Here is a 20,526-nt window from a genome sequence, read left to right on the forward strand (position 1 = left end):
GCCGTCGGCGTCAAGTCGAAACGAAAGACGGGCCGGCGGGACGTCGTCCCACCGGCCCGTCCGGGCGATCGGTTGCGGCTACTTCTTGGAGACCAGGGCGCGGCCGAAGAAGACCAGGTTGGCCGGGCGCTCGGCGAGCCGGCGCATCAGGTAGCCGTACCACTCGTCGCCGTACGGGACGTAGGTGCGCACGGTGTAGCCCTCGGCGACCAGCCGGGCCTGCTCCTCCGGGCGGATGCCGTAGAGCATCTGGAACTCGAAGCGCTCCGGCCCCCGGTCGAACCAACGGGCCCGGTCCTCGCCGATGGCGATCAACCGCGGGTCGTGGGTGGCCAGCATCGGGTAGCCGTCGCCGGACATCAGCACGTTCATGCAGCGGACGTAGGACTTGTCCACCTCGCGGGCGGACTGGTAGGCCACCGACTCCGGCTCCTTGTACGCCCCCTTGCAGAGCCGCACCCGCGAACCGGCGGTGGCCAGCTCACGGCAGTCCGACTCGGTCCGTCGCAGGTACGCCTGGAGCACCGCGCCGGTCGACGGGAAATCCTTGCGGAGCTTGGCCAGGACGTCCAGGGTCGAGTCGGTGGTGGTGTGGTCCTCCATGTCCAGGGTGACCGTGGTGCCCGCCGCGTCCGCCGCCGCGCAGATCGCCCGGGCGTTGTCGTACGCCAACTGCTCGTCGAACTTCTGCCCGAGCGCGGAGAGCTTCACACTGACCTCGGCGGCCGGGGTGAGCCCCGCACCGGCGAGCAGCCGCAGCAGCCTCAGGTACTCGTCCCGGGTGGCGTTGGCCTGCTCGGGGGTGACGGTGTCCTCACCGAGGTTGTCGAGGGTGACCGCGAGACCGTCGTCGACGAGTGCGCGGGTGGCGCGCAGCGCGTCGTCGGTCTTGGCGCCGGCGACGAACCGGCGGACGACGTCCCGGGTGAACGGGGCAGTCGCGACGAGCCGCTCGACCTGGGATGACCGGGAGGCGGCGAGGATGACGGAACGGAGCATGAGCCGAGCGTAACGCCCGTGCACGGGCCCGCGCCGAGGGGCGGCGGCCTTGCCCGGGAGCCGCCCCGGGGCACACGGACATGGCACGGATCGGCTACAACGATGCCGTGGAACGACACCCCCGACGCCGGCTCCGGTCGGCCTCCGTGCAGCTCGGCGCGCTCACCGCCCTGGCTCTCGCCCTGTCCGGCTGCAACCTGACCTCCGACGACGACGATGACGACGACTGCGCGCTCGGGCCCGGGGGCGGCGGCGACACCGTGGCGCTGGCGATGCGGGTCGCCGGCCCGTCCACGGCGCGCAGCGCCCCCGAGCCGGTCGCCGCCGCCGTGCCCGATCGGGGCGGCTTCGGCACGCACCTCGCCTCCTGCGGCGGCTGAGGTGCGCCGGGAGTCGGTCACCCCCCGACCGGACTGGGACGCCACCATCCGCGCCCAGGGGCTGGTGTACGTGGACACCGAGCTGCCCGACGGCGGGGTCATGTCGTACTGGGACGAGACCGCCGCCTACGCCTTCGACCTCGCCGAGGTGCTGCGGCTGGAGGAGGCGACCGAGGAGCTGCACCGGATGTCGGTCGCCGCTGCCGAGCACGTGGTGGCGCGCGGGCGGTACGCCGAGTTCGGCATTCCGGCGTGGGCGGCCGAGGCGGTGGCCCGGTCGCTGCGCGAGGGGCCGCCGACCCTCTACGGCCGCTTCGACCTCGCCTACGACGGCAGCTGGCCCCCGAAGCTGCTGGAGTACAACGCCGACACCCCGACCTCGCTGGTCGAGGCGGCGATCGTGCAGTGGTACTGGCTGGAACAGACCCGCCCGGAGCTGGACCAGTGGAACAGCCTGCACGAGCGGCTGGTCGGGGCGTGGGCGGCGGTCGGCGCCGGGCTGCACGATCGCCGGGTGCACGTGGCCTGGTCGAGTGAGGAGGAGTCGGGCGAAGATCACATGACGGCCGGCTACCTGGCCGAGACCGCTCGCCAGGCCGGTCTGGGCGTCGAGCTGCTGCCGATCCAGGAGATCGGCTGGGACGGCCGGCGCTTCGTCGACGCGGCCGATCAGCCGGTCACCACCTGCTTCAAGCTCTATCCGTGGGAGTGGATGCTCGACGAGCCGTACGGCCGGCTCGCGCTCGAACCGGGCACGCCGACCACCTGGATCGAACCGGCCTGGAAGCTGCTGCTCTCCAACAAGGCGCTGCTGGCCGTGCTCTGGGAGCTCTACCCGGGGCACGAGTACCTGCTCCCCGCGTACCTCGACTCGCCGCGCGGGATGTCCGAGTACGTGGCCAAGCCGCTGCTCGGCCGGGAGGGCGGCTCGGTGCGGATCGTCACGCCCACCGAGGAGATCACCAACCCCGGGATCTACGGCGACGAGGGCTGGTGTTACCAGGAGTTCCGGCCGCTACCCGAGTTCGACGGCAACCGGACAGTGCTGGGGAGCTGGATCGTCGCCGGTGAGTCGGCCGGCGCCGGGGTACGGGAGAGCGTCAGTCTGATCACCGACGGTTACGCGAGGTTCCTGCCGCACTACATCGACGCGCCGCGTCCCGCCTGAGTCGTCTACCGTTGTGGGGTGAACTTCGACGCGTACGCGCGAACCGGCGTTGACCTCGTCAACGCCCGCCTGGACGACCTCGACGACCTGCGGGCCCTCTTCCCCGAGACCAGCGCCTGGATGCGCGAGGAAGCCGCGGAACGGGACCTGGCAATCTTCCGGCGGGCGCAGAAGCGCCTACGCGACGTCTTCGACTACGGCACCTCCGGGCGGGACGCCCAGGCGGTCGCCGAGCTCAACGCCCTGCTGGAGGCCTACCCGGTGCAGCCGCGCATCTCGGGTCACGACTCCAGCGACTGGCACATGCACGTCACCAGCCGGGGCGCCTCGGTGAGCGCGGAATACCTCGCCGGCGCGGTCTGGGGCCTCTCGGTCTGGCTCTGCGAATACGGCAGCGCCCGGTTCGGTGTCTGCGCCGACGAGCGCTGCGGCAACGTCTACCTGGACACCTCGTCCAACTGCTGCCGGCGGTTCTGCTCGGAGCGCTGCGCCACCCGCTCGCACGTGGCCGCCCACCGGGCGCGCAAGCGGGCGGCGGTCGGCGAGCAGGTTCCCGTCGCCGCCCAGCCGACGGCGACCACCGAGTCGCTCACCCCGGTCAGCTGACCCCACCGGCCCGGCCGGTCAGGCCGGCACCGGCCGTGCCGCGCAACGGTCAGGCGTCGACCGGCGACGGCGTGCTCAGGTGCTGGCGGGCGAAGTCCAGGGCGGCCCGAAGGTCCGCCTCGCGCACCGCGCGGCTCTTCGCGCCCCGGGTCGACACCTCCACCGCCACCGAGCCGGTGAAGCCGCGCCCGGCCAGCGACCGCAGCAGCTCGGCGCAGGGCTGGGTGCCCCGGCCCGGGACCAGGTGCTCGTCGCGACCCTCACCGGTGCCGTCGCCCAGGTGCACGTGCGCCAGCGCGTCGCCCATCCGGTCGGCCATCTCCAGCGAATCGGTGTGCGAGGCGGCGCAGTGTGAGAGGTCGAGCGTGTAGGCCGGGTAGCCGGTCTCGGTCGGATCCCAGCCGGGGACGTAGGGGACGAACTGCCGGCCGGCCATCCGAACCGGGTACATGTTCTCGACCGCGATGCGCAGCCCCGGGTACTGTCCCGCGATGGCGTCCAGCCCGTCACCGAAGGTCCGCGCGTAGTCGCGCTGCCAGGTGAACGGTGGGTGCACCACCACCGTGGGCGCCTCCAGCGTCTCGGCCAGCTCGGCCGAACGGCGCAGCCGCTCCCACGGGTCGGGGCTCCACACCCGCTGGGTGACCAGCAAGCAGGGCGCGTGCACGGAGAGCACCGGCACCCCGTAGTGCTGGGAGAGCCCGCGCAGCGCGCCGGCGTCCTGGCTGACCGCGTCCGTCCAGACCATCACCTCGACGCCGTCATAGCCGAGCGCCGCGGCCAGTTGAAATGCCGCCGCGGTCCGCTCGGGGAAGACCGAGGAGGTGGACAGGAGCACCGGGACGCGGGAAGTCACACCAGCCAGGGTAGCCCGGTCGCGCCGAAGCATCGTGACGAGAAGTCGTAAAGCGGCCGGAACCGCCCCCGCCGACTCAGCCGGGACCGAGCTGGTCGAGTCGGCTCAGGATCACGCCCTCCCGCAGCGCCCAGGGGCAGATGTCCAGCGCGTCCACGTCGAGCCGGCGCATCACCGCCTCGGCGACGACCGCGCCTGCCATCAGCTGGTGGGCCCGGCCCATGCTGACCCCCTCCAGCTCCGACAGGTGCCCGGGCGGGATGTGCCGGATGAAGCCGATCACCTGGCGCAGACCGGTGCGGGTGAGGCGGCGTCGGGCCCAGAGTCCCGCGCCGGACGGGGCCGCCCCGGCCAGCCTGGCGAGGGTGCGGAAGGTCTTCGAGGTGGCGACCGGCCTATCCCAGCCCACCTCGGTCATCTCCTTGACCACCGGGTCGAGCACCCCGTCGACGTACGCCCGCAGCTCGTCGACGGCTTCGGTGGTGGGGGGCGCGGCGTGGCCGGGCGCCACCCGCAGCCGCTCCCGGGTCAACCGGCCGGCACCGAGGGGCAGCGAGACGGCCAGGCTCGGGTCCTCGTCGATCCCGGCGGCGATCTCCAGCGAGCCGCCCCCGATGTCCAACACCAGCAGCCGCCCGGCGGACCAGCCGAACCAGCGTCGCACCGCGAGGAACGTCATCCGCGCCTCGTCCGCGCCGGAGAGCACCTCGAGGCGTACGCCGGTCTCCTCCCGGACGCGGGCCAGCACCTCGGCCGCGTTGGTGGCCTCCCGGACCGCGGAGGTGGCGAACGCGATCAGGTCGTCGGTGTCCAGGCCGGCGGCCGCCGCCTTGGCCATGCTGACCGCCTTGACCAGGCCGTCGGCGCCGGCCTCGGTGAGCGCGCCGTCCGGACCGAGCTGTTCGGCCAGTCGCAGCACCACCTTCTCCGAGTGCGCCGGCCAGGGGTGCGCGCCGTGGTGCGCGTCCACCACCAGCAGGTGCACCGTGTTGGAGCCGACGTCGAGGACACCCAGTCGCATGACCTGACCCTAGGGGCAACACGTTTGCGCGGCTCGGCGGCCCGCGCGGTGTCCCCCGCGTAGGCTGGGCCGGGTGACGATGGAGCTCCGCGTGCTGGTGGACGAGCCCGACGACCCGCGCAGTCGTGAGGTGCCGCTGGACTTCCCTCGGGAGTGGATTGAGTTCGCCGACCCGGCGGACGAGAACCACCAGATCCGCGCCGACCTGACCTGGCTGCTCTCCCGGTGGACCTGCATCTTCGGTCAGGGCTGCCACGGCATCATCGCCGGCCGGGCCGCCGACGGCTGCTGCTCGCACGGCGCCTTCTTCACCGATTCCGACGACGAGAAGCGGGTGCGCGCCGCCGCCAAGCGGCTCACCCCGTCGACCTGGCAGCACTTCCGCCGGGGTTTCAAGAACTGGACCGAGAATGACACCATCGACGGGAAGAACCCGGCCCGGCGGACCGCCACCCAGGACGTCGACGGCCCCTGTGTCTTCCTGAACGACGCCGACTTCCCCGGTGGCGGCGGCTGCGCGTTGCACGCCCAGGCGCTACGCGACGGCGTGCACCCGTTGGAATACAAGCCGGACGTCTGCTGGCAGTTGCCGATCCGGCGGGATCAGGACTGGGCCAAGCGGCCGGACAACACGAAGGTGCTGGTCTCCACGCTGTCGGAGTTCGACCGGCGCGGCTGGGGCGCCGGCGGGCACGACCTGCACTGGTGGTGCACCTCCTCGACGGACGCGCACGTCGGCACCGAGCCGATGTACATCTCGTACGGCCCGGAGCTGACCGCGCTGATCGGCGCGCCCGCGTACGCGAAGCTGGCCGAACTCTGCGCGGCCCGCGTCCGCCAGGGGCTGGTCGCCCCGCATCCCGCCGACGCCTCCTGACCCCGACCGGCCGGACAGCCGGGCTGGTCACGTACCGTCACGGCCGCTCCGACGGGCGGGGATCCTGGTTCCGTCCTTTGCTCTGCTTCACCACAGGAAACAGTCACCCTCCGCGTTCGGCGCTGAAACCCCCGAGCCGCGCCGCCCGGCGAAACCGCAGCTCACGTCGGTGTTGCCGATAGTGCAGCAGAGCAAAGGACGAAAACACCACCCGGGCGAGGCGAGGGCGAGTCGTCGCGCTGAGTGATTGGCACCGGGAGACGCCTCGTTACCGAACGTGATCCATGCGGCCGAGCGCCAGCACGCGGTCCCGGCGCCAGCAAGCACCGGGGCCGGCGATCCGCGGTGGGCCCGCGTCAGGCGGAGCAGTCGTGCCGACGAGGGCCCAGGCAGAGGCGTGGGCCCTCGTCGCGTCCGTCGATCACGGCTCGAACTTGTAGCCCAGGCCTCGGACGGTCACGATGTAGCGCGGCGCGGACGGCTCCGGCTCGATCTTGGAACGCAGCCGCTTGACGTGCACGTCCAGCGTCTTGGTGTCGCCGACGTAGTCGGCGCCCCAGACCCGGTCGATGAGCTGACCCCGGGTGAGCACCCGCCCGGCGTTGCGCAGCAGGAGCTCCAGCAGCTCGAACTCCTTCAGCGGCAGCTGCACGGCCCCGCCGTCGACGGTCACCACGTGCCGCTCGATGTCCATCCGGACCGGGCCGGCGGCCAGCGTCGGGGCACCCGACTCGGCCACCTCGGGGGTCTGCCGGCGCAGCACCGCCCGGATCCGGGCCACCAGCTCCCGCGGCGAGTACGGCTTGGTCACGTAGTCGTCGGCGCCGATCTCCAGGCCGACCACCTTGTCGATCTCACTGTCCCGCGCGGTGACCATGATGATCGGCACGTGCGAGCGCTGCCGGAGCTGCCGGCACACCTCGGTCCCCGACATTTCGGGCAGCATCAGGTCGAGCAGCACGATGTCGGCGCCGGTCCGGTCGAACTCGGTGAGGGCGGAGGGACCGGTCGCGGCGACCGAGACCTCGAAGCCCTCCTTGCGGAGCATGTACGACAGGGCGTCGGAGAACGACTCCTCGTCTTCGACCACCAGAACGCGGCTCAACGGAGATTTCCTTTCCATTGCTGTCAGACCTGCCGAAGCTCGGCCGGACCGGGCTCGATCCCAACCGGCGGCAGTGTCGCCAGGAGGTCGTCCGGGGGACGGGCAGGCAGCCGGATGGTGAACGTCGATCCACCACCAAGAGTGCTCGCGACATCGACCCGTCCGCCATGGTTGCTCGCGATGTGCTTCACGATGGCCAGACCGAGCCCGGTGCCGCCGGTCGCCCGCGAGCGCGCCTGGTCCGCGCGGTAGAACCGCTCGAAGATCCGGTCGACGTCGCTGGGGGCGATACCGATGCCCTGGTCGGTGACGGAGATCTCGACGTGCTCCTCGCCGCCGTGAGCGGTGACCCGTACCGTGGTGTCCTCGCCCGAGTAGTTGATGGCGTTCTCGACCAGGTTGGCCACCGCGGTCGCCAACTGGGTGTCACTGCCGTACGCGGTCAGACCGCGCTCCCCGGACACCACCACCTCGATCCCCCGGGCCGAGGCCGTGGTCCTGGTCCGGTCGACCACCTCGGCGACCACCCAGTCGATCGAGACCGGCTCCGGTGCCGGCTGCGGCTCGGCGCCCTGCAACCGGGTCAGCTCGAGCAGTTCCTGCACCAACCGGCCGAGCCGGGTCGACTCGTGCTGGATCCGCTCGGCGAAGCGGCGGGCGGCGACCAGGTCCTCGGAGAGGTCCGGGGCGACCTCGCTGGCCGGCTCGGTGGCGTCCAGCAACGCCTCCGCCAGCAGTTGCAGGGCGCCGATCGGGGTCTTCAGCTCGTGGCTGACGTTCGCCACGAAGTCGCGCCGCACCCGGGCCAGCCGGTGCGACTCGGTCACGTCGGCCGCCTCCACGGCGATGTAGCCGGCACCGACCCCCATCGCCCGCAGGTGCACGCCGAGCGGATTGTCCCCCGCGTTGTCGCGACCCCGGGGCAGGTCCAGCTCGATCTCGCGCCGGATGCCGGTCCGTCGGACCTGCCCGGCGAGGGTACGGATGAGGGGATGAGCGGCAATCGAGCCCGGGCTGGTCCCGGTGCGGAGCAGGCCCATCGCCCGGGCCGCCGGATTGACCAGTACGGGAACATCGTCGGGATCCAGCACCACCACGCCGGCCCGGAGCGAGTCGATCGTACGGCGGCCGAGCCCGACCTGCGGATCGTCGGCTATCGCGGGCCTCCCCATGTTCCAGAGGGAGCTGCCGCTCCCGGTCGACGCGACGCGACGGCGCAGCGCCGGCACGATCCGGGGCAGCATGAACCCGGCGACCACTCCGGTCGCCAGTGCTACGGCCACCACGACCGCCACCGCCCAATCCACCTGGCGATCGTAGGGTCATTGTTAACCTAGCTACCGCCCAGACCAGGACGAACCAGGCTCGCTTCCGGCAAAGTTCACCCGTGCGTCCGGCGTCGTTCACCGGGGTTCATGTCGGGGCCGTCCGTCCCGCCTACCGTGGTCGTCGCACCGCCCACCCGGCGCCGGCCCCCGGCCGGCGGCAATCCGACCACAGGACGTGACAATGCGCGACGAGTTCCGGGCCGACCTGCAGATCGTCAGCCAGCTGCTGGTGGACATGGCCGAGGGGATCCGGTCCGCCATGCGCCAGGCCACCCGCGCCCTGCTCACCGCCGACCGGCAGGCGGCCGAGACGGTGATCGAGCGGGACGCCGAGATCGACGACCTCTACCGGCACGTCGAGGAGCGGGTCTGCGACCTGCTGGCCCGGCAGGCGCCGGTCGCCTCCGACCTGCGTGCCATGATCACCGCCCTGCACGTCGCCGCCGACCTGGAGCGGATGGGCGATCTGGCCGACCACGTGGCGAAGACGGCACTGCGGCGGCACCCCTCGCCCGCGGTGCCGGCCGAGCTGCGTCAGATCTTCACCGACATGGCCGCCATCGCCGACCGGATGGCCGTGAAGATCGGCTCGGTGCTGGCCAAGCCCGACGCCGACCTCGCCGCCGAACTGGACCGCGACGACGACGCGATGGACGACCTGCACAAGACCCTGTTCAGCGTGCTGCTCGGCGACGACTGGCCGTACGGGGTGGAGACCGCGATCGACGCCACCCTGCTGGGCCGCTTCTACGAGCGCTTCGCCGACCACGCGGTGAACGCCGGCGAGCACGTGGTCTACCTGATCACCGGGGAGCAGGCGCCGAGCGCCAGCTGACCACCGCACGACGAAGGCCCCCGGTCCGCTGGACCGGGGGCCTTCGCGCAGGTCAGCGGCCCTGGTTGGCGACCGCGGCGGCGGCGGCCTTCGCGGCGGCCGGGTCGAGGTAGGTGCCACCCAGGGTGAGCGGGCGCAGGTGCGGGTCGAGGTCGTAGCGCAGCGGGATCCCGGTCGGGATGTTGAGCTTCGCGATCGCCTCGTCGGAGATCTGGTCGAGGTGCTTGACCAGCGCGCGCAGCGAGTTGCCGTGCGCGGCCACCAGCACGGTACGGCCGGCCAGGATGTCCGGCACGATCGAGTCGTACCAGTACGGCAGCATCCGCTCGACGACGTCCTTCAGGCACTCGGTGCGCGGCATCAGCTCGGTCGGCAGCAGCGCGTACCGGGAGTCGCCCACCTGGGACCACTCGTCGTTGTCGTCGATCGGCGGCGGAGGCGTGTCGTACGAGCGGCGCCAGAGCATGAACTGCTCCTCGCCGTACTCGTCGAGGGTCTGCTTCTTGTTCTTGCCCTGCAGGGCGCCGTAGTGGCGCTCGTTGAGCCGCCACGACCGGCGCACCGCGATCCAGTGCCGGTCGGCGGCGTTCAGCGCCAGCTCGGCGGTGCGGATCGCGCGGCGCAGCACGCTGGTGTGCACCACGTCCGGCATCAGGCTGTGCTCACGGAGCAGCTCGCCGCCGCGCCGCGCCTCCTCCTCGCCCTTGGCCGTCAGGTCGACGTCGACCCAGCCGGTGAAGAGGTTCTTCGCGTTCCAGTCGCTCTCGCCGTGCCGCAGCAGGACCAGCGTCCCGATGGTGGGCCCCTCGCTAGCAGTCATGCGGATCATCCTGCCGTACGGCGCAGCCGGACACGCGGTGACCCGTCGTGACGACCACCACGTGGAAAAGCTGATGACCGGCGTTCCGACGGACGACTAGGTTGTAAGGCGCTTGGGATAGACCGGTCATTACCAAACGGGGGCGGCGGATGCGGACGGTGCACGGCTGGTTGCAGGACACGGCGGGTGGACTGCCGCGGCGGTTCTGGTACCTCTGGGCCGGCACCCTGATCAACCGACTCGGCTCGTTCGTGCTGGTCTTCCTGGCCATCTACCTCACCCAGGAACGTGGCTTCTCCGCCTCGCAGGCCGGGCTGGTGATCGGGCTCTGGGGCGTCGGCGGCGCCGTCGGCACCACCGTCGGCGGCACCCTGACCGACCGCTGGGGACGCCGTCCCACACTGCTCGTCGCGCACCTCGGCGCGGCCACCATGATGCTGGCGCTCGGCCTGGCCCGACCGCTCTGGGCGGTCGCCCTCGGCGCGCTGCTGCTCGGCACGTTCGCCGAGGCCGCCCGGCCGGCGTTCGGCGCCATGATGATCGACGTGGTGCCGGAGAAGGACCGGCTGCGCGCCTTCTCGCTGAACTACTGGGCGATCAACCTCGGCTTCGCCTGCGCCGCCGTGCTCGCCGGCTTCGCCGCCCAGGCCGGCTACCTGCTGCTCTTCGTGGTCGACGCGATCACCACGCTGGTCACCGCGCTGATCATCTTCATCCGGGTGGGCGAGACCCGGCGGGCCGCCAGCCCCACCGCAAAGGGCGCGCCGGCACCGGCGGGAGCGCTGCGCACCATCCTCAGCGACCCGATCTACCTCGGCTTCGTCGCGCTCAACCTCTTCAGCGCGCTGGTCTTCCTCCAGCACATCTCGATGCTGCCGATCGCGATGGGCGACTCCGGGCTGACCCCCGCCACGTACGGCTCGGTGATCGCTCTCAACGGCGTACTGATCGTGGTGGGTCAACTCTTCGTCCCCCGGCTGATCCGAGGCCGGAGCCGGTCGCACGTGCTCGCGCTGGCCGCCGTGGTGATGGGCGTGGGCTTCGGGCTCACCGCGTTCGCCGAGGCCGCCTGGTTCTACGGGCTGACCGTGCTGATCTGGACGGTCGGCGAAATGCTCAACTCGCCCTCCAACGCCACTCTCGTCGCCGAACTCTCCCCCGCCGCGCTGCGCGGCCGCTACCAGGGCGTCTTCTCGCTCTCCTGGCAGATCGCCGGGGCCAGCGCGCCGATCCTCGGTGGGCTGGTGCGCGAACACATCGGCAACAGCGCGCTCTGGCTGGGCTGCGCCGCGATCGGTGGCTTGATGGCGGTGGCCCATCTGATCTCCGGACCGGCCCGGGAGCGCCGCGCCACCATGCTGCGCCGGCCCGCCGAGCCGGCCGTCCCGTTGACCGACGTCCGCCCGCCGGTGCCGCAGGCCGCCGAGCCCGCGGCGACCGCGCCGACCGAGCCGATCGGGACCGTCGAGCCGGCCCGGGCCAGCTGACCCGGGGCGGTCGGGGCGGGGTCCGCGCTCCCCACCCGCGCGAGGTCGGATAACGTCGGGATCGGTAACGGTTAACAAAGCGAACTGTCGGGAGGGGCGCTTGCGCGGCCTGCAGCGCTGGTGGCAGGAGACCGCGGGTGGGCTCCCCGCCACCTTCTGGTATCTCTGGGCCGGCATCCTGATCAACCGGGCCGGCGCCTTCGCGATGCTCTTCCTGTCGCTCTACCTGACCGATGCGCGGGGTGCCAGCGAAGCGCTCGCCGGCACGGTCGTCGGGGCGTACGGTGCCGGCGGGGCGGTCGGTGTGCTGCTCGGCGGGGTGTTGGCCGACCGGTGGGGGCGGCGGGCCACGCTGGTCACCGCCCATCTGATCGCCGGCGGCCTGATGGTGGCGCTGGCCCTGAGCCGGCATCTGGTGCTCATCGCGGCGCTCGCCGCGCTGGTCGGGGTGGTGCACTCGATGCCCGGCCCGGCATTCGTGGCGGCGATCGTCGACCTGGTGCCCGAGCAGCGCCGGTCGCGCGCCTTCAACCTCCAGTTCTGGGCCTTCAACCTGGGCATGGCGGTCGCCTCGCTGCTGGCCGGGGTGCTCGCCGAGGCGAGCTTCCTGGCCCTGTTCCTGGTCGACGCCGCCGCCACGCTGGCCACCGCGATAGTGATCGCGTGGAAGGTGCCGGAGACGCTGGGCCGGGCAACCACCCCACCGGTTGGCCGGGCCGAGGCGGGCGGGCGGCGGCCGGGGCTGCGCACGGCACTCACCGACCGGATCTTCCTGACCTTCGTCGCGCTCACCTTCGTGCTGGCCGTGCTGACCATGCAGACCTCGACGATCATGCCGCTGGCGATGCGCGCGGACGGTCTCGGGCCGTCGTCGTACGGTCTGGTGGTGGCGCTCGGCGGCGCGCTGATCGTGCTCGGCCAACTGTTCGTGCCACGGCTGATCGACGGCCACCGCAAGGACGTGGTGCTCGCCGCCTCCACCGCGCTGATGGCGCTCGGCTTCGGTGCGCTCGCGCTCGCCAACGGGCTGGCGGTCTACCTGGTCGCGGCGGTCGTCTGGACGGTCGGGTCGATGCTGGCCGCCCCACCCAACGCCCAGATCAACGCGGACCTGGCGCCACCCGCGCTGCGCGGTCGCTACCAGTCGGTGTTCTACCTGACCTTCCCGGCCGCGTCGTTCGTGGCGCCGACGCTGGGCGGGGTGAGTCTGCAGTACCTGGGCGCCGGGCACTGGCTGATCGTGGGTGCGCTCGGGTTGCTCGCCGCGGGGGCCCACCTGCTCGCCGGTCCGCCCCGGGAGCGCCGGGTGGCCGCGCTACGCCGGGCCACCGACGCCGCAACTTCCCGAGCGGTGTCGACCGTGGGGGCGGGGAGGTCCACCGAGGGACGGACCGCGGATCCAGCCGCCGCCGGCGAGCGGAGTTCCGCCAGCTGACCGCGTCGCGGCTCACAACTCGTGGGTGCCACCGCCGTGGACAAAACGGTCATAGGACGCAGATATGCGAAGTGCCCACCACGCCCCGAATGGCAGTGGTGGGCACCTCGCGCACTGTGGGGCCGGCGGCGGCGGGCAACACTCACCCCCGTAAGCGTCGCCCGCTCGCGCCGCCGGTCCAAACAGGTGGGCACCGTCCCCCAACGGTTGGTCCACCCGTCTCATCGCACCTCGCCCGGTGCGCGGATCTGATCGATCCGCCGCTCCCCCGAACGTTTCCGAGCGTGGTGCGGTGCAATAAAGTTAGTTCGCCCAGATTCCGGATTCAACCCGCATCGGCTGTCTCGCCGGTCACAGAAACCGGCCTCCCGCTACTCCGGGCCTCGGTCTTCCCAACACCGGCTACCCGCCGACGATTCCCGCAAACGGTCAGCCGTCCTCACGATCGGGTGACTCGGTCCGGAAGAAGTTGCTCTGCCGACCGTCGCGCATCTGCTCCTGGTAGATGAGGTTCAGTCGGCGCAGGTCGAAGGTGTGGAACCAGTCGTCCCAGGTGATCTCGCGGATCCGGCTGCTCTCCCGGTAGCCCGGGATGTTGAACGTGAGGACGCCGGCCCGACCTTCCCGCTCGGTGCCCGCGATCGTGGCCGGCCTGGCCCCGCGTTCCTGAGCCCACCGCTGGATCACCTCGTGGTTGCTGGTCACCAGGCTGCGGCCCGGCCGCTCCGGCCGGTCGGCGAGCGAGGAGATCATCTGGGACGACCGTGCCGACCGGGAGGTGCTGCGCCCGGTCCGCAACCCGCCGCCGGTCGGGGCCGCCGCCGTACCGCCGCGCGCCGCCGTCGGTCGGTTCGCCGGGGCGGTCTTCTTCGCCGCGGCGCTCGGCCGCGCCGACGTGGTCCTCTTCGCGGGAGCGGCCCGCTTCGCCGCCGTCGTCTTCCGGGCGGCCGTCGTGCGCTTGGCCGCGGTCGTAGTCCGGGCGGTCGTCGTCTTCCGGGCCGGCGCCGTCTTCCGCGCCGCAGCCGTCTTCTTGGCCGCGGCTGTCTTGCGGGCCGTAGTGGTCTTCCGGGCCGGCGTCGTCTTCCGGGCCGGCGTCGTCTTCCGGGCCGCGGTCGTCTTCTTGGCCGCCGTGGTCTTCTTGGCCGCCGTGGTCTTCTTCGCCGCGGTGGTCTTCTTCGCCGCGGTGGTCTTCTTCGCCGCGGTGGTCTTCTTCGCCGCCGCCTTCTTCACGGCCGCCTTCTTCGCCGGCGCGGTCTTGTTCGCCGGGACCGCCCTGGCCCGGCTCGGCGCGGCCTTGCCCGCCCGGCCGCCGGCGGCCTTCTTCGTGGCCGCGGCGCGGCCGGCCGTCCTGGTGCCGGTCGCCCGGCCGGCCGGCCCGGTGCTCGTCCGGGCGGCGCCGCCGCGGCGCAACGTCCGCACCAACTCCTTCACCAGGTCCGGCTTACGCAGCGCGGAAATGCCGGATACGCCGTACCGGCGAAGCTGCCCGCGGATGTCGTCCACCCGCATCCGGCCGATCTCGGTCTCCGAGATCCCCGGGGTGTTCGGGGTCCGGTTCCCCGCCTGCCGCCTGGTACTGGTCGCAGTCCCGCCGCGACCTGAGCTGTTCCGCTGAGCCATGGCACGCTCCTCGACAGTCCGTCCTCGGCGCGCGGCGGGTCCCCAAACTGCCGCACCGCGCGGGGCGGCATACCCGTCAGGACGGCTCCGAACCTCCGGACGGCTCAAAGAGGTGGGCGAACGCGGCAAGGTTCGCGGTCGACTCGCCGCGCTTGACCCGCCACTCCCACTCCCGCCGGATCGAGCTGCCGAAGCCGATCTCCAGCATCGTGTCGAAGGACTCGTCGGAGTACGACAGCACCGCGCCGAAGATGCGGTCCAGCTCCTCGGCGTCGACGCCGGCCGGGTTGACCCGGCCGGTCAGGTAGACGTCGCCGACCGCGTCGATGGAGAAGGACACCGCGTACATCCGGGCGTTGCGCTGCAACAGCCAGGCCCACAGCTCCTCGCGCCGCTCGTCGGGCTGACGCATGACGAACGCCTCGATCCGTAGCGCGTGTTCGCCGACGATCAGGTTGCAGATGGTCTTCAGCTTGTGGGTGCCGGGCAGGGTCACCGCGTAGGACTGCGGCCCGGTCCGCTCCCACGCCAGCTCTCGCTCGTCGCAGACCGACTCGATCAGGCTGCCAAGATCGCTCTTCCCGCTCACCGGACCCACTCTACGGTCGCTGCCGCCCGGCCACCGGATGGCGGCCGGGCGGGGGTGGGCCCCGTCAGAGCGGAGTCACCACGAGCAGGAGAGGGCGGGGTCGCCGGCGAGTTCGGCGGCGAGACGCTCCCGGTGCCCGACCATCGCCTCGCCGTACACGTTCAGCAGGCTGGCGACCGTGCGGTCCCAGGAGAAGCTGTGCGCGTGCCGCTCGGCGCCCCGGCCCAGCGTGGCGCGGCGCAGCCGGTCCGGCAGCAACTGGCCGAGCGTACGGGCCCAGTCGACCGGGTCGTGCCCGTCGATCAGCACGCCGCTCACCTGGTCGCGGACCGCGGTGACCAGACCGCCCACGGCGGCGGCCAGCACGGGCGTACCGCACGCCTGGGCCTCCAGCGCGACCAGGCCGAACGACTCGTTGTGCGACGGCACCGCGACGAGGTCGGCGGCCCGGTAGAGCGCCGGCAGGTCATCACCGGTCTGCGGCGGCAGGAAGCGCACCCGGTCGGCGACACCCAGCGAGGCAGCCAGCTCGATCAGGGCGGTGGGCCGGTCCAGCCCGCTGCCGCTCGGGCCACCGCAGATCACCACGGTCAGCTCCTCGGCCAGCGCCGGGTCGCGCTCACGAAGCGCGGCGACCGCTCGCACCAGCACGTCCGGCGCCTTCAACGGCTGGATCCGGCCGACGAACGCCACCACGTACCCCCGGGCGGGCAGGCCCAGCCGGCGACGGGCGGCCACGGTGGCGGCGGCCCGGTCCCCGGCGGCCGGGCGGAACCGGTCCAGGTCGACGCCGGGCTGCACGACCGCGACGCGGGCCTGGTCGGCCGCGTACCGCTCGATCAGGTCACGGGCCTCGACCCGGGTGTTGGCCACCAGCCGGTCGGCCTCGGCGACCACCTGCTCCTCGCCGATCACCCGCGCCTTCGGCTCCGGCCGGTCGCCAGCGGCGAGCTGGGCGTTCTTCACCTTGGCCAGCGTGTGGGCGGTGTGCACCAGCGGCACCCCCCATCGCTCCTTGGCCAGCCAGCCGACCTGGCCGGAGAGCCAGTAGTGCGAGTGGATCAGGTCGTAGTGGCCGGGCGGGCGGGCCGCCTCGGCGCGGAGCACCCCGGCGGTGAAGGCGCAGAGCTGACCCGGCAGCTCCTCCTTGGTCAGCCCCTCGAGTGGCCCGGAGGTGACGTGCCGGACCTGCACGCCGGGGGCCATCTCGACCACCGGGGGCAGGTCGCCCGAGGTGGCCCGGGTGAAGATCTCGACCTCGACGTTCGCCTCGGCGAGCCGCCGGGCGACCTCCAGGATGTAGACGTTCATGCCGCCGGCGTCGCCGGTGCCGGGCTGGTGCAGCGGTGAGGTGTGCACCGACAGGGTGGCGATCCGTCGGGGCCGCGGCCACGGTCGGGCACCTCGCTGACGACCCACGCCGGTGTGCAGTTCCGCCACGTCCGCTCCTTTTGTCACGGTTGATGCCGTCTGGCACGACCGGCGCTTCGGTCAACCTTTACGCCGGTTGACATCTTCCCCATCGGGCTTCGGAAATGCCTCGCGGCGGCCGACCGGCGTGACGGACCTCATCGTGGACGTCCACCCGCCCGCCCGGATCGACGGCACGGGCGGGGGTGACAATGGCCGGATGACCTCTGTCGCCATCGTCACCGGAGCGTCCAGCGGGATCGGCGCGGCCACCGCTCGCCGGCTCGCCGCCGAGGGTTTCCACGTGCTCGCCGCGGCCCGACGCACCGACCGGCTCACCGACCTGGTCACGGAAATCACCGCCGCGGGTGGCCAGGCCACCGCGGTGGCCTGCGACGTCACCTCGGACGAGTCGGTCGCCGCGCTGGCCGAGGCGGCCGCGGCCGCGCCGGGGCCGGTCACCCTGCTCGTGAACAACGCCGGCGGCGCGCGCGGGCTGGACCCGGTGGAGTCCGGGTCGCTCGGCGACTGGCAGTGGATGTACGACGTCAACGTGCTCGGCACGCTGCGGGTCACCCAGGCCCTGCTGCCCGCGCTGGAGGCGTCCGGGGCCGGCACCATCGTGATCGTCTCGTCCACCGCCGGATTCACCGTCTACGAGGGCGGCGGTGGCTACACCGCGGCCAAGCACGCGCAGACCGCGATCGCCGGGACGCTGCGGCTGGAGCTCAACGGGCGGCCCGTCCGGGTGATCGAGATCGACCCGGGGATGGTGAAGACCGACGAGTTCGGGCTGGTCCGCTTCGACGGCGACACCGAACGGGCGGCGGCGGTCTACGCCGGGGTGGCCGAGCCACTGGTCGCCGAGGACGTGGCTGACTGCATCGCCTGGTGCGCCACCCGCCCGCACCACGTCAACGTCGACCGGCTGGTGGTCCGCCCGCTCGCGCAGGCCGCCCAGCACAAGGTGCACCGGGTCGGCCAGTGAAGACCGGATGACCGGACCGACGCGGCGCCGGCCGTACGGCGTGGTCACCCGGGGCACCACCAACCCCAACCGGCTCCGCCGGGTGGACAACTGGATCGTGGCCAGCTGCGGCGACCTGCTCCGCGCCGCGGCCGACCCGCTGGTGGTGGACCTCGGCTACGGGGCGACCCCGGTCACCGCGGTGGAGTTGCGCGCCCGGCTCGCCACCGGGGTCCGCGCCGACGTCCGGCTGGTCGGGCTGGAGATCGATCCGGCCCGGGTGGCCGCCGCGGCGCCGGCCGCCGACCCGCCGGGGCTCACCTTCGCCCGGGGCGGGTTCGAGCTGGCCGGTCTGCGCCCGGTGCTGGTCCGCGCGCTCAACGTGCTCCGCCAGTACGACGAGAGCGAGGTGGCCGGGGCGTGGCGGACGATGACGGCCGCGCTGGCCCCCGGCGGGGTGCTGGTGGAGGGCACCTGCGACGAGCTGGGCCGGTTGGGCGGCTGGCTGCTGATCGACGCCGACGGGCCGCGTTCACTGACTCTGGCCGCCCGGCTCGCCACCCTGACCAGCCCGGCCGAGCTGGCCGAGCGGCTGCCCAAGGCGCTGATCCACCGCAACGTTCCCGGTGAGCCGGTGCACGACCTGATCCGTGCCCTGGACGACGCCTGGCAGACCGCAGCCGGTTACGCGACCTTCGGCCCCCGCCAACGCTGGCTGCACGCCGTCCAGTCCCTCAAGGACGCCGGCTGGCCCCTCCTGGACCGCCCCGCCCGCTGGCGCCTGGGCGAACTGACGCTCCCCTGGCCCGCCGTAACCCCCCGCTAACCCCCACCCCACCCCGCCCCGCCGCCGTTGATCATGCACTTGTGGTGCCGGGATCGCGGGCTTTCGAGGCTTTTGTCAACCACCACAACTGCATGATCGACGCGGGCCTGAGCGGGGTGTGCGGCGCGGGGTCCGCGCGGGAAGCGCGGGGGTGGGGGTGAGGGGGTGGGGGGTGCGGGGTGAGGGGTGCGGGGTGCGGGGTGCGGGGTGGAGGGTGGGGTGGGGGTTAGATGGTGCAGTTGATTAGGACGGGTTCGGGGTGGAGGGTGACGGCGAAGCGGGCGTGCACGCCGTCACGGATCTCGCGGGCCAGGGCGACCAGGTCGGCGGTGCTGGCCCGGCCGCTGCGGTTGGTCAACGCCAGCGTGTGCTTGCTGGAGATGGCGACGCCACCGGGACCCGGGTGGCCCTTGCCGAAGCCGGCCTTGTCGATCAGCCAGGCGGCGCTCACCTTGACCACGTCGCCGGCACCCGGCCAGGACGGCGGCTCGCCCAGGTCGGCGGCGCGCTCACGGAGCAGCTCGTACGCCGCGCGGTCCAGCACCGGGTTGGTGAAGAACGAGCCGACCGAGCGGGTGTCCGGGTCGGCCGGGTCGAGCACCATGCCCTTGCCGCCCCGCAGTCGCAGCACCGCCGCGCGGGCATCGGCCAGCGGCACCCGGTCGCCGACCTCGACGCCGAGCGCTCGGGCCAGTTCGGCGTAGCGCAGCGGGCCGGAGAGCGGCGAGCGGGTCAGCCGGAAGTCGACCGACAGCACCACCCAGCGGTCGCTGTACTTGAAGATGCTGCCCCGGTAGGCGAAGCCGCAGTCCGCGGCGGCGATCCGGCCGGTGGTCCCCTCGACCCGGTCGTGCACCTCGACGCCGGTGATCGTCTCGGCGACCTCTTGGCCGTACGCGCCGACGTTCTGGATCGGGGTGGCGCCGGTGGAGCCCGGGATGCCGGAGAGGCACTCCAACCCGGACCAGCCGTTGGCCACGGTCGCGGCGACCAGGTCGTCCCACGGTTCGCCGGCCTCGACCCGTACGGTCACCGTGTCGGCGTCCTCGGCGACCACCCGCAGCCCACGGGAGCGGACCAGCACCACCGTGCCGGGGAATCCGGCGTCGCCGATCACCACGTTGCTGCCCCCGGCGAGGATCAGCACCTGCTCGTCCCGACCGCCGGCCTCCCGGACCGCCCGTACGATCTCGTCGGCGCTGGTCGCCGGCACGATCCGGGCGGCCGGTCCGCCCGTCCGCAGGGTGGTGTAGCTGGCCAGGAGACTCACGTCGGCCGGGTCGGTTCCGGTTGTCGGCTGGGCGTAGACGTCTGACACACCTTTCACCCTAGGCTGAGGGGTAGCCGCGGCACCCACTGGTGGCCGGGTCACCCCCGGGAGGATGGCGATGAGCAGACTGCATGGCACGAAGGACTTCTGGATCGGCGCTCTCCGGGCGGAGGGCCCGTCGTTCGCTGCGGCGGTGGCCGAGGCCCCGGCCGAGACACCGGTGCTCTCCTGCCCTGGGTGGACCGTCGCCGACCTGACCCTGCACCTGGGTAGCTGCTACCACTGGGTGTCCTCGTTCGCCGGCTCCGGGTCGACGACCGCCCCAGCCAAGCGCCCCGAGCCGGTCGAGCCCGGCCCGGGCGTCACCCCGCTCGAGTACTGGCAGCGCGGATACGACCAGCTGATGACCCTGTTCGAGAGCCTCGACCCGGAGGCCCCGGCGTGGAACTGGGCGCCGCAGCCGAAGCGGGCCGGCTTCTGGCCACGTCGGATGGCGCACGAGACCGCAGTGCACCGCTGGGACGCCCAGCTTGCCATCGCCGCCGGTGAGCCGATCGAGGCGAAGCTCGCGGCCGACGGGGTGAGTGAGGTGCTGGACACCTGGCTCCCGGCGGGCCGGCGGCGCGCCGAGGGGCAGTGGCACGGGGTGGTGCAGCTCGCCGCGGTGGACGCGGCGCAGTCCTGGTATCTGCGGCTGCGCGGCGAGGGGGTGGCGCTGCTGGACACCGACACAATCCTCGACCACGACGACCACCACGCTCGGGCGCAGGTCACCGGCACGGCCAGCGACCTGCTGCTGGCGCTCTGGGGCCGGGTCAGCTTCGACACCCTGGACATCACCGGCGACCCCACCCTGCTGGACGGCCTCCGGCTCCGCTGACCCGGGCCCGATCCGGCAGCTTTCCGCGCAGCAGCGGCCATTCCCAC

Annotated in this window: 20 protein-coding genes; 10 read left to right on the forward strand and 10 right to left on the reverse strand. The window is 72.6% G+C overall.

Features of this window, described 5'->3' with window-relative positions; genetic code table 11:
- Positions 1-78 precede the first annotated feature (78 nt).
- Positions 79-999, reverse strand: a complete 921-nt coding sequence (locus tag ACIBBA_RS01755; RefSeq protein WP_396692768.1) for a proline dehydrogenase family protein — start codon at positions 997-999, stop codon at positions 79-81.
- A 107-nt stretch (positions 1,000-1,106) separates the two neighbouring features.
- Between ACIBBA_RS01755 and ACIBBA_RS01760 the strand changes: the two genes are divergently transcribed.
- Genes ACIBBA_RS01760 through ACIBBA_RS01770 form a run of 3 tightly spaced genes read left to right on the forward strand, consistent with a single transcriptional unit; the run spans position 1,107 to position 3,153 of the window.
- A complete protein-coding gene (locus ACIBBA_RS01760; RefSeq protein WP_396692770.1) occupies positions 1,107-1,379 on the forward strand; it encodes a hypothetical protein in 273 nt (90 codons plus the stop codon).
- Between the two features lies 1 nt (position 1,380).
- Complete coding sequence (locus ACIBBA_RS01765; RefSeq protein WP_396692772.1) at positions 1,381-2,547, forward strand: glutathionylspermidine synthase family protein; 1,167 nt, start codon at positions 1,381-1,383, stop codon at positions 2,545-2,547.
- An 18-nt stretch (positions 2,548-2,565) separates the two neighbouring features.
- Positions 2,566-3,153: a CGNR zinc finger domain-containing protein gene (locus ACIBBA_RS01770; RefSeq protein ID WP_350875709.1), complete on the forward strand. Its 588-nt coding sequence runs from the start codon at positions 2,566-2,568 to the stop codon at positions 3,151-3,153.
- Positions 3,154-3,202: 49 nt separating this feature from the next.
- Here the strand turns inward: ACIBBA_RS01770 and ACIBBA_RS01775 are convergent, their stop codons facing one another.
- Positions 3,203-4,009 (reverse strand): sugar phosphate isomerase/epimerase, encoded by an 807-nt coding sequence (locus ACIBBA_RS01775; RefSeq protein WP_350875710.1) that lies wholly within the window; start codon positions 4,007-4,009, stop codon positions 3,203-3,205.
- Positions 4,010-4,085: 76 nt separating this feature from the next.
- Positions 4,086-5,030 carry a Ppx/GppA phosphatase family protein gene (locus ACIBBA_RS01780; protein WP_396692775.1) on the reverse strand — a complete coding sequence of 315 codons (945 nt, stop codon included), beginning with the start codon at positions 5,028-5,030 and terminating at the stop codon, positions 4,086-4,088.
- Positions 5,031-5,109: 79 nt separating this feature from the next.
- Between ACIBBA_RS01780 and ACIBBA_RS01785 the strand changes: the two genes are divergently transcribed.
- Positions 5,110-5,907, forward strand: a complete 798-nt coding sequence (locus tag ACIBBA_RS01785; protein WP_396693409.1) for a hypothetical protein — start codon at positions 5,110-5,112, stop codon at positions 5,905-5,907.
- Between the two features lie 421 nt (positions 5,908-6,328).
- Here ACIBBA_RS01785 and ACIBBA_RS01790 read toward each other — a convergent pair whose 3' ends face one another.
- A complete protein-coding gene (locus tag ACIBBA_RS01790) occupies positions 6,329-7,012 on the reverse strand; it encodes a response regulator transcription factor (protein ID WP_350875712.1) in 684 nt (227 codons plus the stop codon).
- Positions 7,013-7,035: 23 nt separating this feature from the next.
- Positions 7,036-8,319, reverse strand: a complete 1,284-nt coding sequence (locus tag ACIBBA_RS01795; protein WP_396692778.1) for a sensor histidine kinase — start codon at positions 8,317-8,319, stop codon at positions 7,036-7,038.
- A gap of 202 nt (positions 8,320-8,521) precedes the next feature.
- On the opposite strand from ACIBBA_RS01795, the gene phoU reads away from it, so the two are divergent.
- The gene (phoU, locus tag ACIBBA_RS01800; RefSeq protein WP_350875717.1) at positions 8,522-9,175 is read left to right on the forward strand and encodes a phosphate signaling complex protein PhoU; all 654 of its coding nucleotides are present in this window, start codon (positions 8,522-8,524) and stop codon (positions 9,173-9,175) included.
- Between the two features lie 52 nt (positions 9,176-9,227).
- Here phoU and ACIBBA_RS01805 read toward each other — a convergent pair whose 3' ends face one another.
- A complete protein-coding gene (locus ACIBBA_RS01805; RefSeq protein WP_396692780.1) occupies positions 9,228-9,995 on the reverse strand; it encodes a phosphoglyceromutase in 768 nt (255 codons plus the stop codon).
- A 149-nt stretch (positions 9,996-10,144) separates the two neighbouring features.
- Between ACIBBA_RS01805 and ACIBBA_RS01810 the strand changes: the two genes are divergently transcribed.
- Both ACIBBA_RS01810 and ACIBBA_RS01815 read left to right on the forward strand, forming a co-directional pair.
- Complete coding sequence (locus tag ACIBBA_RS01810; protein WP_396692782.1) at positions 10,145-11,482, forward strand: MDR family MFS transporter; 1,338 nt, start codon at positions 10,145-10,147, stop codon at positions 11,480-11,482.
- Positions 11,483-11,582: 100 nt separating this feature from the next.
- A complete protein-coding gene (locus tag ACIBBA_RS01815) occupies positions 11,583-12,917 on the forward strand; it encodes an MFS transporter (RefSeq protein WP_396692787.1) in 1,335 nt (444 codons plus the stop codon).
- A gap of 429 nt (positions 12,918-13,346) precedes the next feature.
- Here ACIBBA_RS01815 and ACIBBA_RS01820 read toward each other — a convergent pair whose 3' ends face one another.
- From ACIBBA_RS01820 to mshA, 3 genes are all read right to left on the reverse strand, one after another.
- A complete protein-coding gene (locus ACIBBA_RS01820) occupies positions 13,347-14,147 on the reverse strand; it encodes a hypothetical protein (RefSeq protein WP_396693411.1) in 801 nt (266 codons plus the stop codon).
- A gap of 466 nt (positions 14,148-14,613) precedes the next feature.
- Positions 14,614-15,126 carry a YbjN domain-containing protein gene (locus ACIBBA_RS01825; protein WP_396692788.1) on the reverse strand — a complete coding sequence of 171 codons (513 nt, stop codon included), beginning with the start codon at positions 15,124-15,126 and terminating at the stop codon, positions 14,614-14,616.
- Positions 15,127-15,201: 75 nt separating this feature from the next.
- On the reverse strand, positions 15,202-16,566 hold the full coding sequence (gene mshA / locus ACIBBA_RS01830; protein WP_396692789.1) for a D-inositol-3-phosphate glycosyltransferase: 1,365 nt from the start codon (positions 16,564-16,566) through the stop codon (positions 15,202-15,204).
- A gap of 190 nt (positions 16,567-16,756) precedes the next feature.
- Between mshA and ACIBBA_RS01835 the strand changes: the two genes are divergently transcribed.
- Positions 16,757-17,524 carry an SDR family oxidoreductase gene (locus ACIBBA_RS01835; RefSeq protein ID WP_396692791.1) on the forward strand — a complete coding sequence of 256 codons (768 nt, stop codon included), beginning with the start codon at positions 16,757-16,759 and terminating at the stop codon, positions 17,522-17,524.
- Between the two features lie 7 nt (positions 17,525-17,531).
- A complete protein-coding gene (locus tag ACIBBA_RS01840) occupies positions 17,532-18,329 on the forward strand; it encodes a class I SAM-dependent methyltransferase (protein WP_396692793.1) in 798 nt (265 codons plus the stop codon).
- A gap of 226 nt (positions 18,330-18,555) precedes the next feature.
- Here the strand turns inward: ACIBBA_RS01840 and ACIBBA_RS01845 are convergent, their stop codons facing one another.
- Complete coding sequence (locus tag ACIBBA_RS01845) at positions 18,556-19,647, reverse strand: UDP-N-acetylmuramate dehydrogenase (protein ID WP_396692795.1); 1,092 nt, start codon at positions 19,645-19,647, stop codon at positions 18,556-18,558.
- A 70-nt stretch (positions 19,648-19,717) separates the two neighbouring features.
- On the opposite strand from ACIBBA_RS01845, the gene ACIBBA_RS01850 reads away from it, so the two are divergent.
- Positions 19,718-20,479: a maleylpyruvate isomerase family mycothiol-dependent enzyme gene (locus tag ACIBBA_RS01850; protein WP_396692797.1), complete on the forward strand. Its 762-nt coding sequence runs from the start codon at positions 19,718-19,720 to the stop codon at positions 20,477-20,479.
- Positions 20,480-20,526 lie beyond the last annotated feature (47 nt).

Source organism: Micromonospora sp. NPDC051006, from assembly GCF_044456245.1.
GTDB lineage: Bacteria > Actinomycetota > Actinomycetes > Mycobacteriales > Micromonosporaceae > Micromonospora.

What these genes read in the sequence shown, in the direction of transcription:
- ACIBBA_RS01755 (WP_396692768.1), bottom strand. Translation starts at nt 999, where the DNA reads ATGCTCCGTTCCGTCATCCTCGCCGCCTCCCGGTCATCCCAGGTCGAG.
- ACIBBA_RS01780 (WP_396692775.1), bottom strand. Translation starts at nt 5,030, where the DNA reads ATGCGACTGGGTGTCCTCGACGTCGGCTCCAACACGGTGCACCTGCTG.
- ACIBBA_RS01785 (WP_396693409.1), top strand. Translation starts at nt 5,110, where the DNA reads ATGGAGCTCCGCGTGCTGGTGGACGAGCCCGACGACCCGCGCAGTCGT.
- phoU (WP_350875717.1), top strand. Translation starts at nt 8,522, where the DNA reads ATGCGCGACGAGTTCCGGGCCGACCTGCAGATCGTCAGCCAGCTGCTG.
- ACIBBA_RS01805 (WP_396692780.1), bottom strand. Translation starts at nt 9,995, where the DNA reads ATGACTGCTAGCGAGGGGCCCACCATCGGGACGCTGGTCCTGCTGCGG.
- ACIBBA_RS01810 (WP_396692782.1), top strand. Translation starts at nt 10,145, where the DNA reads ATGCGGACGGTGCACGGCTGGTTGCAGGACACGGCGGGTGGACTGCCG.
- ACIBBA_RS01835 (WP_396692791.1), top strand. Translation starts at nt 16,757, where the DNA reads ATGACCTCTGTCGCCATCGTCACCGGAGCGTCCAGCGGGATCGGCGCG.
- ACIBBA_RS01840 (WP_396692793.1), top strand. Translation starts at nt 17,532, where the DNA reads ATGACCGGACCGACGCGGCGCCGGCCGTACGGCGTGGTCACCCGGGGC.
- ACIBBA_RS01850 (WP_396692797.1), top strand. Translation starts at nt 19,718, where the DNA reads ATGAGCAGACTGCATGGCACGAAGGACTTCTGGATCGGCGCTCTCCGG.